This is a genomic window from Segatella sinensis (assembly GCF_040095255.1).
GTDB classification, from domain to species: Bacteria; Bacteroidota; Bacteroidia; order Bacteroidales; family Bacteroidaceae; genus Prevotella; species Prevotella sinensis.
The window spans coordinates 30,544-44,087 of the sequence record NZ_JBBNGE010000016.1 but is presented as its reverse complement, the minus strand read 5'-3'; the positions used below and the strand labels follow the sequence as shown (position 1 = coordinate 44,087).

Sequence of the window (13,544 nt, the reverse complement as noted above, 5' to 3'; positions counted from 1 at the left end):
GAATTCAAATGATCAATACGTTAAATGACTTCAAGCTTTTAGAAAGCGAGGAATTGAAGAATTCCATTGCAGAATTTCTCTTCAAGCTATATTGCAAGCTTCCGGAGCAGTTTAAGGAAAGTGCTTTACCTACCACCGAGAATGATGATTTCGTGGAAGTTGTCATACCTACCCGCAGGCAGGTGATGATGGAAGACCTGGTGGATCTGCTGGAGAAGAAGGTAGGGCTTCATATCCTTTATGCCTCGAAGATGAAGTTCGGCAAGCATCTTAGGGCTGTGGCTTATTCCACACCGGTGGAGGGCAGCATGTTCATCGTCCATCTGGGCAGTGAGCAATATGGAATCCTGGATAGCATGACGGTTCACTTTTTCGACAGTGAAGAGATCATGCTGCTCAGCATTCATCGACTGCTCAGGGACAACACCCATGTGGAGGCAGAGGTCCTGGAATGCCAGAAGATGAACCAGATTCTCTCTCACTTCTTCTAACCGCATATAACTTCTAAAAAATGGTGATGATTGTTTTAAAGGTGGTGTTGGCCCTGCTGCTGACTCTGGTGCCTTTTGTATTCCATTATGTGATCAAGCCCAAGGCTTCCAGCTCCCCGAAGTGGAGAAGTTTCTATAGCTTTCTATCTACCAGGATGCCTTGCATCAGAAGGAAGGTTGCCAAGGTGAAGGCATGGATTTCTTATGTCTATGGGAAGATGCACAGAAGCAGGAATGGAAGAAAATTCTTTATCTTGGTGCTTCTTGTCATGATGCTGGTTTTTCAGGTGGTGGATTATCATGCGGCAAGGCAGGTTTATCAGCTTTTTGGGGAATCGTCTCTTCTGTCTGGGGCTATGAGTCTCACACCTTATCATATAAGAGTACCCTTTCTAGGTGAAGTCATGATGCCGGGTTCGGGAAAGCTCTTGGAGAGCCTTCTTTACCCCTTTCTAACCCAAGCCTGGGTTTATGTCATTGCCCTGGGATACACTATGATGCTGTTTTCCTATAGTCTTGCCGACAGGATTCTTCTAAGGATTCATGCAAGCAGGATCTTGCAGATTTCCCTTGCTTCCGTAGCCATTCTGATGGTGGTGGTTTCCATGGGACGCAGCTTTCTGCTCTTTGAATTGCTCATGATGCTGCTCATGGCAGGCATCATTTATCCTTTCCCTCAGCAGCCATCTTCACCCAGGGGAAAAGCAAGATGGCAGGACTTGGGCTCCGGGCAGCAGGAGAAGCAGGCAGCCTAGGGTTTTCGGGAAGCTTATATCACATATTTATATTCTATCTAGTAGTTTTTCTAAGTTCAAACATTATATCCAAAAGTTATAACCAAATGGTAAAAGAAAATATAACCACTTCTGAGCTTCACGGCAAGAAGGATGGTTTCGTTATCAGAATGTCGTCAGAGCTCATGGCTTATCTTTGCAACGACTATGCTTATCGCAATCCCAACAGATTCTCTCGCCTGAAGGCCTTGCAGGATCTGCTCATCCGCTATCAGGAGGCCAAGCAGTCTTCTTCTCAAATGAACGTCAACATTGCCCAGCTTATCAAGGCCTGGGGATGGAGCCGTCCTTCGGTGCTGGCTTTTGTGGAGCAGCTCGTGAAGCTGGAGGTCCTGCAGGTATGCAACATGGTAACCAGCAAGGTCGTTCATCTGAAGCCTGGTCTCTTTAGTCCGGCTCTCTCTCCCTCTGACAGCATATAGCTTCCATAGTCAGCCTTCTTTCCAGAAAGGATTTTAAGCGTTAATTTTGTTCTCGGCTTCGGCCAGGTGCCTTCCAGTTTGAGGTCAACTGCCCTACAATAGGGTACGTTTTTCCAGGTGGGCGCTTGCGCCGTAAGCCCTTTTTTCAACATCAGGGGGGAGCCTAATACCAAGTTTGTGACCAAACATGTTTCAAACACCCCTGTTTCAGGGGGACTTCGTGCGGCAAGCCGTGTTTTCATTAGGCTCAGGGACTACTTCCCTAAGAACCCTTTATTCCCCCTTTAAATTCAGTTTTTATGGCTAAGCAAGTATTGGACGTACATGCAGGTAAAGGTATGACCACTTCCCAGAGCAATGAGCATCTCCGTAATGCCAACACTGGCGAAAGATTGAAGAAGTGGAGTGGCAATTATGATCCCTCCCGGGAAAAGCTCAACTTTGAAGTGGGGCCGGGAGGCATCATCGTGCCGGTAGACAAGAAGTCTTCCATTCCCTCAAGAATCAAGAAGATATTGAAGCAGCGGGGGGTGGTTGACCCCAACAAGGGTTTGCCGGAGGCCAGATACAGGACTGTGGCAAACGTCATTTTGGGCGGGTCAAGAGACCAGATGCACCGTCTGGCGTTTGGATCTCAAGAGGTGAATCTGGAACCTGGTTCTGACAATGCGCATATCAGGAGAATGCCTGAGATTGAATCCTGGGCATTGGATATGTATAAATTTATGAGTAAAAAGTATGGTGAAAAGAATATCGCCGCCTTTATAGTCCATCTGGATGAGAAGAATCCCCATATTCATTGTACGCTTCTTCCTATCACCGAGCAGAATAAGTTTTCATGGAGAAAGGTGATGGTGGGGGAGGAAAACAGCAAGATGGCATATAGCAGGAGGATGACCGAACTTCACAATGAAATCTCCCAAATCAATCTCTCCTATGGTTTGGAGCGTGGTGACAGGGTGGCTGAAACCGGAGCCAGGCATCGTACCATCGAGCAATATCATCAGGATCTGAGAAAGAAGCTCCAGCAGGAAAACGAGCAGCTCTCTGAGACCATCGAGGGTAACCAGGGGGTTATCCAAAGGCAGCAGGCTACCTTAAGCGGTTTGGAGAAGGACATCAAGCATGCCACAGCCCGCTTCAAGGCTCTTCAGACCATGATTACCAATTTGGAGTCTAAGAAGAACAGGTTGCTGGAGGAGGTCGAGCAGCTCAATCAAGACCGTGAATCAGGTAAGATCAGTGCTGAGGAGGCAAAGGCGCGTCTTGAGAAGATACACAGTGAACTTCGGGAAGTGGATGAGAAAATTGCCGACAAAACTCAAAAGCTCCATACGGCAGAGAGCCAGCTTGACCAGTTGCAGTCAAAGACCCACTCGGCAGAGAAGAAGTTTGAGGAGGTTCAGCAGAAGCTTCAGAAGGAGGTTCCTTCTCTCAGCAAGACTACCGTCAAGGAGATGCAGCAGATGGGCTACATGATGATGGCTACAGATGCCAAACGTCGGGCTGCAAAGTATAATGACTTCCTTTCCTCACTTCCTTCTGATCACAGAGATGTGGCGCTCCGGGCAGGAGATATTCTCTTTGATGGTTCCATAGCAGAAACCATCATGGACTGTGCTGCTCAGGTTACTTCCATCGCGGCTGCTCTTTATCTGGGCTATCTGGATGCTGCTACCAGGATCTCTCAATCCGGTGGTGGGGGTGGAAGCCCTGGTACTGGATGGGGCAAACGGGATGATGAGGATGACCTGGCTTTCCGTCAGCGTTGTTTCTTCATGGCCCTTCACATGATGCGCCCTGCACAGAAGCAGCAGAGGAAACGATAGAGTTTAGATTCTGGTTCTTGCCTTTTGGATGATGAATCATTAGATAGTTGTTCGGCTTGGGGGATGTATGGGCATCTTTCATGCCGAACAGCTATCTGTTTTTTGCCCCTTATAAGTAGGAACGGAAGTAGGCTAGACGCAGGAAGTCTTATAGCATCTAATCTCTCTTCTTTGTTATTCATCCATGTTGTCTGTTTTTGGCATATAATAAAGGTAAATGGCTTTATAGTTTAAATTATATTACGATTTTCACTGTTTAATACACTTGCGCTTTTGTGGTTGTTTTTAGGTATAGATTCTCTTTTCTCTTAGATGCTAGTTATATATCAATTCCAAAGAATTGAAATCTCATCAAATTGTTCCTTCATAGAATCCCTATTATTGCAAGGTCTCGTTCCCGGTTATATGAACCTTAATACTGTTTTTAGTTACTGGCTTTAGCAAAATATGAAGATTTCTAAGAAAAATGACTACGCACAAGATGTTTTTTCAACCTGTGAAATGAATTTTCCTAGGTGTTTCTTAATTTTGCACCAGAAAATAAAAATACGGTTATGTTTTGAATAACTGCCGATTATCAGTTTCATGTTTAAAAATATAGAAATGAATACGTCAATAATAAAACGATTGAAGAAAATTGAAATTCGTTTGAATGAGGTCCTTGATGCAGATCTATTCAATGTTTCCGAGGCTGCCTTTGATGAATTACAATCAGAAGTAAGTTGCTTTGAGCAAGATTTGAATGAATTATTGGAGTTCCACGGAGAGCATCTACAGTTTTCTGAGCTGAAAAAAATCAGTTCTATTCAAAAGAAAATCAAGCAGGTGAAGAAAGGAAATGTTTTCTTTGACCCCGAACTTGAGAGAAGTATCATGTTCCCAAATAGGGAGGATGAGGAAGAAGATGATTTTGCCTTATAAATGTTCACATATGGATCAGCCTATATCATATAAAAAAGATATGGAGCAAATGGACTTGCTCCAAGCCTTTGAGATGATCGTAGATAAAGCCAAGGATTCTTCGCTGGGAGAGAAGTTTTACCAGGAGGCAGATTCCTATCTTGGTTTTGTTTCAGACAAGCTATGTATCTCCAAGCGAGCTAGTGCTATTATGGCTCTTTTTGCCGACCGGTGTTATGATACCCATATCCAGTTTTCTGACCTAATAGATTATCTGGATTGCAGAATCCTGACATTGCTCAGATATTCCAACGAAACTCAGGAACTTATCGATAAGGAATATGTTTGTCAGAATCGGATTGAAGGACTCAGCTATAGCATCCCGATGGAGGTGATGGAGGCATTCCAGCATAATCAGCGATATATTCCTTCGGATGTGGATGAATTCACAGCCAGAGAACTGTTTGATAAGTTTGATGAACTTTTTTCGAAATGCCGCTGCGAAAAACTGAACAAACAGGTTTTGAGAAAGAAACTCAGAGCGCTGGTTGTCAAGAATAGCAACCTGGCATTTGTCAAGGCAATGGCATTGTATGATATAGATGCGGAGGATAAAGACTTTCCGCTTTTCATCTTGCTGTGTACGCTCTTCGTTATCGATGGCGATGATGACATCCGTTGTAATGACTTGAATTTCATCTATGAGGAAGGTGAGTCGGTCTGGCGATGGGCTAAGCGAGACCTTAGCCAAGGAAATCATCGTTTCTTGCAGAAAAAGTTCATAGAATATACCAACGATGACGGCTTTGCCGACAGGGAATCCTTTAAGATTACAGACTGTGCAAAGAAGCTGCTCTTTTCTGAGATGAATCTTTCTGCTATGCGAGGCTCCCGTCCTAAAGGTGGCATGTTGTCCTTTGAGAGTATCAAGCCTAAACAGCTGTTTTACAACGACAAGGAACGTAAACTGGTAGAAGAACTCGCAGCACTCTTGGATGAAAAGAATTTCCAGAGTATCCGAGACCGCTTGAAGGAAACCAATTTCAGAAGTGGCTTTGCCTGCCTATTCTATGGTGCACCAGGTACCGGAAAGACGGAGACGGTTCTTCAGATAGCCAGGAAAACGGGTCGTGACCTTATACAGGTTAACATCTCGGAAATCAAGAGCATGTGGGTAGGGGAGAGCGAAAAGAACATCAAGGGCGTCTTTGAAGATTACAGAAAGATGGTGAAACAATCGGCGAAGACTCCTATTCTGCTCTTCAATGAAGCAGATGCCATCATCGGCAAGCGTATGGTGGGTGCAGAGAAGGCTGTGGATAAACTGGAGAACAATATACAGAACATCATTCTTCAGGAGATAGAGCAACTTGATGGCATTCTCATTGCCACAACCAATCTTGCCGAGAATATGGACAAGGCTTTCGAGCGTCGTTTCCTCTATAAAGTGAAGTTTGAAAAGCCTGATTTGCATGGTCGTTTACAGATTTGGCAAACGATGATACCATCTTTGAATGATGCTGATGCTTCTTTCCTTGCCGCCAGATATGATTTCAGTGGTGGAGAGATTGAGAACATTGCCCGTCATTATACCATCCAATCCATTTTGCATGGCAAACCGGCGGTTATGCTCAAATCTCTTGTCGGGTATTGCGATAGTGAAAGGCTGGAAGGAAGAACCCCCAAGAGAAAGGTTGGGTTCTGATGCATCACCCATAAAGAAAAGGCGGTAAATACGAAAAATGTATTTGCCGCTTTTTTCTCCTAGTTTCAGATGATTGTATCTGATATTCCTTAATTGATTAAATCTGGTATTTCTTAGTGAGATTTCTCAATTTTTCGGCAATACCCTCCCTTAGCCATTGAGGTTCCAATACTTCCATGGTATCCATGTTGGAGAATATCTCCTGTTCAAAATCGAATTCAGGCTTCAGATGGTATTCAAAGATAGAATATTCATCTGTGCGCTCTGTTTCCTTTTGTGAGGTATGGAGAGGAAGGTTGCGGATATAGTTGCTTTGGAATGCATCCACCTTGAGTACCACCTTTTGCACCTCAGAGTCCTCGTTGTTGATGATGCCGAAGCAATCCTTGAAATATTCAGCAGGATTCAGATCCTCAGGCAATTTGAATGTTTCTTCAGAGATGGTGACATTTTCCATACGGTCGAGCGCATAGCATCGGATGTCATCTGTGCCAGGACTGTAAGCCACCACATACCAACGCTTCTTGAAAGCCTTTACGAAATAAGGATGAATATCAAATTCATGATACTCCTCTGTATTGAAGCTATAGTAGGATATGGAGATGACGCGGTTGTCACGCATCGCCTTGATGATGTCTTCCAGATAGTTTCTGCCTGAAGGCATATCTTCCAGGAGTACACGCTCCTTGAGCTTGCGACTGTTGCCAACCATGGCATTGAGGGAGAAGGCATTGAGCATCCAACTTCTGGCACTTCCTTCCTCGAAGCAGTCACTATACTCAATGTAATAGCGGTATCCGCTGCCACAGCAGATGCTGATTTCAAACAGTTCCTCGATGGAATGGAGGTTGTTGATGAAGGTACGTCGAGAGAGTTCCGTTCCTTCGCTGAGATCAGAATCCTTCCATCTGCTTTGGATTTCCTTTAAGGTGATGCCTCCCCTTTTTCTAGCCCGATGAATGGTTTCCACCAGCCAGACATATTTATTCAATTGATTGATAGCCATATTATTTTATTTATTTCGTTTCTTATTATTTCGGTACAAAGATAACGGAAAGATAGGAAAAGATGTTGCACAAGTTGAATTATTTTTTAAGTGTGAAGTGATTTTACACCCCCTTTTTCTATCTTTGCATCAAAAACAAAGAAAGAAATGATGAATTGTAACAGAAACAGACAAATAGTCAAGCGCCGTATCTATTCCTTTCAAATGGATGGCGAGAGTAGGGCAGAGGCTATCTGCCGTGCCTTTCAACAGTATACACTTGTAGATTGGTCACTATATAATAAGGTGTCCTTTCAGATTGTATCTTCTGTAGAGCACCCGTTATTGATGGGAGAACTTATTCAGCTCATGTCTATAGGGCAGTCATTTACGGATTCTGCCCAGGTGGAACTTACCCAAAGGATACAGGTAGGTGACGAGCAAAGATTGCTGTTGATCATACTGGCTTACAAAACTGAAAACGTTGCAAAGCATTAATCTTGATTCCATATGACGAAGCTCTGATAAATGATGGTTGGATTTTATAAAGATATTTGCAAGGGAGTTGCTCATTCACCTTCCATTATATTATCTTGGAGCTTTTCAAGCAGCTTTCTACATTTCTCGCCTCCGTATGTGAATTTTGCAATCTCTTATTAGGGAGTTGGCATTCGACTTTATTATTTTATAAATATTTGCTTGTTAAAGACTATGCTCACGCCCTTGGGGGATGATGGGCGTGAGCATAGTAGTATGTGATAATATTTGACTATCTCTTCTCTCATTTGACAATAGCGTTGTTGTTCAGAAATGAATCTATTAAAACATTGATATAATCATGAGCTTTTTTTATATCATCATTTTCGATATGATGTTCATCGTTATCATAACCAATATACGGAATATCGAACAAAGGAGAATCCAGATTGGCAACTTGTTGCCAATTCCAGCTGTCACGAGCTGGGTAGATGGTATAACTATACGAGTAACCTAATAAAATATTTCCCCAATTAAATGATTCATATGGAATTATATAATTAGATTGAATATCTATATAGGCAGAAACGGCTCTGTCATCATAATAATTGAGAAGATATACTCCTTCCTTACAACTGTCAGCTTTCAAAACCTTTAGTGTAAGCCAAGACTTTATCAATTCAATATGGTCATGAGGGGCTCTTATAAACTTAGATACCTCATGTCGAATATAGTTCTTCATATATTCAATTTGGTCGTCACTTGATATGAGTTCCATTATTTGAGATTTTTCAAGCCACCATGGTGCTTCATCCTTGTGGGAAAAGTAGCAGCCCTCATATTCCCATTTTGTTCGTTGGATATGTCCAATCTGAACGAGTCCGGAAATTACACGGTACAGTCTATACCAATTCGAGAACTGGTATTCTTCTTTTTTTACTTGGTCTTCATTAAGCATTCTGCACAACTTGTCTATTTTCAAGAAACGTTCCTTAAGAGTTTCAAAGGCAATATCCTCTTTGTTACAATCGTTCCAAAGTGGAGTTAAATCGCCCATTAGGTATTCATTATCCTCCCATAAGTCTATGGCTTCAGGGTGTTTCTCACGAAGTTTGTCCTTGATTTGCTCATTCTTGTCATACCATATAGGAATGTGACGCTTTTTTTTAGGGAATGTAATCTTTTCGTTTTCAATATTGAGCAGATCTTTATCTTCTACTTGGTTAATTATTTGTATCAAATCGCTCCAATCCATTTTGTTTTGTCCCCTTCTTGTATCTACATTATTTTCATCTTTCGCCCACAAACCATCGAAGTAATTTCTTCTAATGCGACGTGTAAATGCTGTCAGCTGTTTTGTATTAGGATGTTCTGCTAACAATGCAATCAGTGGCAAAACGATATCCAGATCAGCATTTCTAAGCCATTGCCAGACATTTTCTTGATTATCTAGGGCTATATCCTTATTCTGTCTTCTATAAATACTATGCAGAATAGTCTGAAGCTCAACATCGCTAGATATTTTTTCAACAAGTCTTGTCAATGCCTTAAAATACTTTTCAATATTGTCAAGAGAACGGAATTTCTCATAATTTTCCATCTCTTTCGTCTTTGTTGGAGCACTTATAAACAGATTTCTTGGATTCAAAGGCACAGGTTTTTCATTCACCGAAATAAGTCCAATCTGCCAATACCACATAAAAAAAACTTGCATGCCATTGTCTGAAGTTGTGTCAGTCCCACGGTGCTTCCAGAACCATTCTTCTCTATCTTCCCATTGGTCTGAATACAATTGGACTTGCTCCTTGGTTAATTTGGAATTACCAAGAAGTATTGGCTTGATGTTTTCTGTGGGTGATAAAGGCTCACCTGTAGTGTTTATTATAACATAAGTTTCTTCTCCTCTTGAACGGTTCTCCATGTCATAATAGAGAACTCTAAGATTGTTCAAAACAAATTTTCCAAGTTCCAAAAAACAATTAAATTCCAACGAATTAAATACATTATCTATGATTTGTAGCGCAGCAGTCATGCTTTGGATAGATGCATCGTTGTCGTATTCGGCAAAATACCAGTTTGATAGTTTTATATCAGTAACTCTTGTATTTCTTTCGATGAACACGTTACGTGAAAGATCGCTTAAGAAATAAAGGGTACTTTCACGGATTGCATATTGCAGATGAGGTTCATAATCGTCTTCTCTTTCCTGCTTTGAGATAATATAATCATCATATACGCCAGAACACTTAATGTTTATGTAGCCCAAAAGTAAAAAAAGAGTAGTCAATCTTTGTTGACCATCACATATCTGGATATGATTATGTGGTTGTTCGTATCCGTAAATTAGCCCCATAGTAAGGGATGAGCCATTTTTTTCTTCAAATAACTCGATAATATTTTTAACAAAGTCAGATACTAGTTCCTTAGTCTTGCTAGACTTTGGGTCAGTAACTGCATAATTACCCCAGCAATAATCACGTTGCAGATCAGGTATGATAATCTTTGTATCACCTCCAAACAGGTCTGCTAATGAGTAATCTCTGCCACTAATAAAACTTATAACCTTATTCATGTCTAATCTAAATTGTATAATTTCTTAAAAAGATTGAGAAACTTATCTGCGCTCTTTTCTATATCTTCTATTTCCCACTTACTGTTAGCAAACGAGGAGATAGTATGAAGTAAATTTCTACTTTCGAAGCATCTTTCATTATTGAAAAACTTTTGTTTTTTTTCTTCAAAAGATAGTTTGCCAAATTCAGAATTATCTTTACCATACAGCAGTACGAGATTTCCGATACAATGTTCGCTATATCTTGAATTGTTGCTGAATACGGCCTGTGAATCCTTCAAATCTGAAATTTGGTCTTTTTCCAGCTCTGTACCATCTCCCCTAATATATGTTTCCGTATTATGGTCTTTATCATATTCTGTATGATAGAACTTTGATTTTGGATATATATGCTCTAGAGATTTATTTTCCCATATTGAAAAATCAAATTTCACACCATTCTGTGCATTAAGTCTGTTATACTCAGTAACGTTAAGCCATAATAACTGCTTTAAGGCTGCGTCATTTTCGACATTATAGACATGAGCTTTTGACAGTTTCTCTAATATAATCTTTGCTTTTTCTACTCGCTTTTCTGAATTAGGAGTTCGCTTTTCTGTATTTATAGCATCGATAGTATATTCTTCTACAATTTCTTTATGAGTACATCCAACTAAACGCCACTTGGCGTAATCATTCATTGCTTCATAATCACGTTTGTGTTCCAGAAAGTATATAATTATATTATATTTATCGTCTGCCTCACCATTTGAGCCAATAAGAGAAAGTTTCAGGTAATTATATGATGTTGGTGCATTAAAGACATCCTCGAATTCTTTTTGTAAATCGCGAAGTTCCTTAAATACTTCTTTTGCTCTTGTTTTATTCCCGTCAGGAATAAGTTGCTTAAATGATTTGTAGGAAAATTCATTTTTTGAACCTGATTTCTTCTTGAAATAATATTCAAGGAGCAATCCCATTGGCTTATTGACATTAAAGAACTCCTTGACATCTTTTCTATTCCACCAATAAAGCCATTTGTCCCATTCTCTAGCATATTTAGAGCGTAGTGCGTTGGTTTCCCATTCAACAGATATGATTTCTTGAAGAACAGCATATGTGTCTTCTACACTTCTCATTTTTGGGAGGCCTTTAATCTCTTCAGGAAGTGAAACGATATGGAGCATCTCTGCTTTAATGAGTTCTTCATCATGCATAATAGCTTTTTGTCCGTTCATCATTGTAAATGTACGGACAGCTTTAGTGCGATCTATGACGATATAAAGAAGACTTATTTTATTCAAAAGATAATTCAAGAAATCAGTCCTGTCTGTAATCGCTGCAATGAGCTTGTTTATTTGGCTGATTGCCTGCTTAAAATAGTAGATGTCCTGAATTTTGTTATCAGGGTCAAATGAGTTGTAGTCAAATTCTGGTTCTTTCAGTTTCTCCAGGAACTCTTTTGATTGCTTTCGAATACTATAGTTCAAAGAAATATCTTTATGTATTATATTTTTAGGGTCAAGACACCACAATAAGAGATATAATGTTGTAGTTCTCTGTTGTCCATCTATTAGGGTTACTTCATTACCCTCTTCAACAACAGTCATTCCTTGAAGAAAATACTGCTGGTTAGGATTATTACGATAGGAGTCAATAAGGCGAGAAACCAAATACTCAACCGAAGTCTCGTCTTTGGATTCTCTAACAGACCACTTATACCCCCTTTGGTAGCTCGGTATGATGAATGTTTTACTACCATTATCTGGGTAAAAATACTCCTTAAGAGTTTTGAAATTTGTTGCCATATGTTTGAATCTTGTTTAAAATTCCACATACCCCTAATATATAGGGGAAATAATAACAGCTTCCTGGAAAAAAGTTACTGCCCTTATGGTCGTTTAATGACAGAGGAACAACAAATTAAAGAGTAACTGTTATGGCTGCAAAGTTAAGTGTTTTTTTGATTAATCCAACATATTTTGTGTTAAAAGTTCATTGTGAAGCAATTTAATAGCACTTTTAACCTGATTTATAGTACTGATGTCCTTGTTTTCTTTTGATTCATAGTAGATAGAGCTGGCTTCTGATTCATTTAAAAAAGATCCTGCACATAAAATGGGGGGCAAAGATATTTTTCTGGTTAACTGTTTTCTTATGCTCAAATGCTGCCCATAGGGTAAAATAAAAAACTTAAAACCTCATTTCTGTTAACCTACAGGAATGAAGCTTTAAGCCTTCTTATATTAACTAATTGAATAGCTGTACAGATGGGGCGTTGGTTATTTCCGTAGCCATTCTGTTGACAGTATCGTACATCAGCTTGTTGAGCTTGTCATCAAGACAAGTCTTTTTTCCTGGGTGGATCTGCTCTACTTTCTTGTCGTAGAACTTTGCCCATTCTTGTGCCCAAGAGAAGAGCTGCTCATCCACTGGTTCCAAGTTATGCTCGTTGCTTTTCTTTTTGAGTTGCAACAGGTGGGCGATTTTCTCCTTTATGCTTGTATCTTCTACTGTTGCATTTACCAGTTCAGAGAATCTCACCGGTGGAACGGTACCTTCGTCTGTTAACCATTTGCATACAAGGATGCCTCTGAGGTAGTAGAGGAATCTCTTTAATGGCAGTCTATAGTCCTTGATGTATCTGTCATTATGCTTCTTGTAGATGTGATTATAGTGAAACATGGCTTTCTCCCTGTTGAAGTATTGGTCTTCCATTTGCTGTATCTCGCCGATGAACTTTTCGTCCTTGCAGTAGATGATAGGGGAGTGGAGCCATTCAAAGAGGGAAGGGTTGGAACGTTTGAACAGACGCAGGGCTTTCTTCAGGTCCCAGCCCGACATATCCGTTTCATCAGGAAATATCTGCTCGATGGTATCCTTTTGCTCTTCGATATGAAAGTACCACTCTGGTTCATGGACATAGATGAAGCGTACATCCCAATCGCTGTCAGGAGATGAGAAGCCCCATGCCCTGCTGCCGGATTCTACGGCATACAGTATTTTGATGTGGTGTTGCTGCTCGATTTCATGGAGGTGTCCGAGAATTTTTTCCTTAATGGAATAATGCTCTTGCATAGCTTTGTGAACCTTGAGAAGGTGAGGAAACAAGAATCTCTTTTCTTTGGTATATTCAATCTCCTTGCCATTTTCCAGGATCTTAAAGTAGATGGTGTTATACTCTTTGTTCTCAAATCCCTCCAGAAGAATCATGGAGGATGATCTTCCCACAGAGATATATGATACCTTATATTCCTTTCCTGTTTCCAGTTCGGTGTAGCTGCCTCCTAGGTAAACTGCCGTTAGGGTATCTGTTTTATTGAAGTATTCTCTCAGATAGTCTGTTTGGCTCATGCCATACAAGTCTGCCATATTATTGTTTTGTTCCAT

General features: G+C 40.6%; 11 protein-coding genes. 7 read left to right on the top strand and 4 right to left on the bottom strand.

The window, feature by feature from the left end; translation table 11 throughout:
• The first annotated feature begins 8 nt into the window (after positions 1–8).
• The 6 genes from AAAT87_RS06430 to AAAT87_RS06405 all read left to right on the top strand — a co-directional run bounded on the left by AAAT87_RS06430 (position 9) and on the right by AAAT87_RS06405 (position 6,141).
• Entirely contained in the window at positions 9–491 is a 483-nt protein-coding gene (locus AAAT87_RS06430) for a hypothetical protein (protein ID WP_089543725.1), read from the top strand.
• A 26-nt stretch (positions 492–517) separates the two neighbouring features.
• Positions 518–1,246 (top strand): hypothetical protein, encoded by a 729-nt coding sequence (locus AAAT87_RS06425; protein ID WP_349225974.1) that lies wholly within the window; start codon positions 518–520, stop codon positions 1,244–1,246.
• 86 nt (positions 1,247–1,332) lie between these two features.
• Positions 1,333–1,707 (top strand): hypothetical protein, encoded by a 375-nt coding sequence (locus tag AAAT87_RS06420; RefSeq protein WP_349225973.1) that lies wholly within the window; start codon positions 1,333–1,335, stop codon positions 1,705–1,707.
• A 299-nt stretch (positions 1,708–2,006) separates the two neighbouring features.
• On the top strand, positions 2,007–3,536 hold the full coding sequence (gene mobV / locus AAAT87_RS06415; protein WP_349225972.1) for a MobV family relaxase: 1,530 nt from the start codon (positions 2,007–2,009) through the stop codon (positions 3,534–3,536).
• 603 nt (positions 3,537–4,139) lie between these two features.
• Positions 4,140–4,457 carry a hypothetical protein gene (locus tag AAAT87_RS06410; protein WP_349225971.1) on the top strand — a complete coding sequence of 106 codons (318 nt, stop codon included), beginning with the start codon at positions 4,140–4,142 and terminating at the stop codon, positions 4,455–4,457.
• Positions 4,458–4,497: 40 nt separating this feature from the next.
• Entirely contained in the window at positions 4,498–6,141 is a 1,644-nt protein-coding gene (locus AAAT87_RS06405; RefSeq protein ID WP_349225970.1) for an ATP-binding protein, read from the top strand.
• Positions 6,142–6,238: 97 nt separating this feature from the next.
• Here AAAT87_RS06405 and AAAT87_RS06400 read toward each other — a convergent pair whose 3' ends face one another.
• Positions 6,239–7,147 carry a helix-turn-helix transcriptional regulator gene (locus AAAT87_RS06400; protein WP_349225969.1) on the bottom strand — a complete coding sequence of 303 codons (909 nt, stop codon included), beginning with the start codon at positions 7,145–7,147 and terminating at the stop codon, positions 6,239–6,241.
• Positions 7,148–7,294: 147 nt separating this feature from the next.
• Between AAAT87_RS06400 and AAAT87_RS06395 the strand changes: the two genes are divergently transcribed.
• Entirely contained in the window at positions 7,295–7,624 is a 330-nt protein-coding gene (locus AAAT87_RS06395) for a hypothetical protein (protein WP_349225968.1), read from the top strand.
• A gap of 283 nt (positions 7,625–7,907) precedes the next feature.
• On the opposite strand, the gene AAAT87_RS06390 is transcribed toward AAAT87_RS06395, so the two are convergent.
• From AAAT87_RS06390 to AAAT87_RS06380, 3 genes are all read right to left on the bottom strand, one after another.
• The gene (locus tag AAAT87_RS06390; protein ID WP_349225967.1) at positions 7,908–10,175 is read right to left on the bottom strand and encodes a DUF262 domain-containing protein; all 2,268 of its coding nucleotides are present in this window, start codon (positions 10,173–10,175) and stop codon (positions 7,908–7,910) included.
• 2 nt (positions 10,176–10,177) lie between these two features.
• Positions 10,178–11,962, bottom strand: a complete 1,785-nt coding sequence (locus tag AAAT87_RS06385; RefSeq protein ID WP_349225966.1) for a DUF262 domain-containing protein — start codon at positions 11,960–11,962, stop codon at positions 10,178–10,180.
• A gap of 442 nt (positions 11,963–12,404) precedes the next feature.
• Positions 12,405–13,544, bottom strand: a complete 1,140-nt coding sequence (locus AAAT87_RS06380) for a nucleotidyltransferase domain-containing protein (RefSeq protein ID WP_349225965.1) — start codon at positions 13,542–13,544, stop codon at positions 12,405–12,407.

Coding starts and splice junctions, on each gene's coding strand:
- AAAT87_RS06430 (WP_089543725.1), top strand. CDS start 9: ATGATCAATACGTTAAATGACTTCAAGCTTTTAGAAAGCGAGGAATTG.
- AAAT87_RS06425 (WP_349225974.1), top strand. CDS start 518: ATGATTGTTTTAAAGGTGGTGTTGGCCCTGCTGCTGACTCTGGTGCCT.
- AAAT87_RS06420 (WP_349225973.1), top strand. CDS start 1,333: ATGGTAAAAGAAAATATAACCACTTCTGAGCTTCACGGCAAGAAGGAT.
- mobV (WP_349225972.1), top strand. CDS start 2,007: ATGGCTAAGCAAGTATTGGACGTACATGCAGGTAAAGGTATGACCACT.
- AAAT87_RS06410 (WP_349225971.1), top strand. CDS start 4,140: ATGAATACGTCAATAATAAAACGATTGAAGAAAATTGAAATTCGTTTG.
- AAAT87_RS06405 (WP_349225970.1), top strand. CDS start 4,498: ATGGAGCAAATGGACTTGCTCCAAGCCTTTGAGATGATCGTAGATAAA.
- AAAT87_RS06400 (WP_349225969.1), bottom strand. CDS start 7,147: ATGGCTATCAATCAATTGAATAAATATGTCTGGCTGGTGGAAACCATT.
- AAAT87_RS06395 (WP_349225968.1), top strand. CDS start 7,295: ATGATGAATTGTAACAGAAACAGACAAATAGTCAAGCGCCGTATCTAT.
- AAAT87_RS06390 (WP_349225967.1), bottom strand. CDS start 10,175: ATGAATAAGGTTATAAGTTTTATTAGTGGCAGAGATTACTCATTAGCA.
- AAAT87_RS06385 (WP_349225966.1), bottom strand. CDS start 11,962: ATGGCAACAAATTTCAAAACTCTTAAGGAGTATTTTTACCCAGATAAT.
- AAAT87_RS06380 (WP_349225965.1), bottom strand. CDS start 13,544: ATGGAACAAAACAATAATATGGCAGACTTGTATGGCATGAGCCAAACA.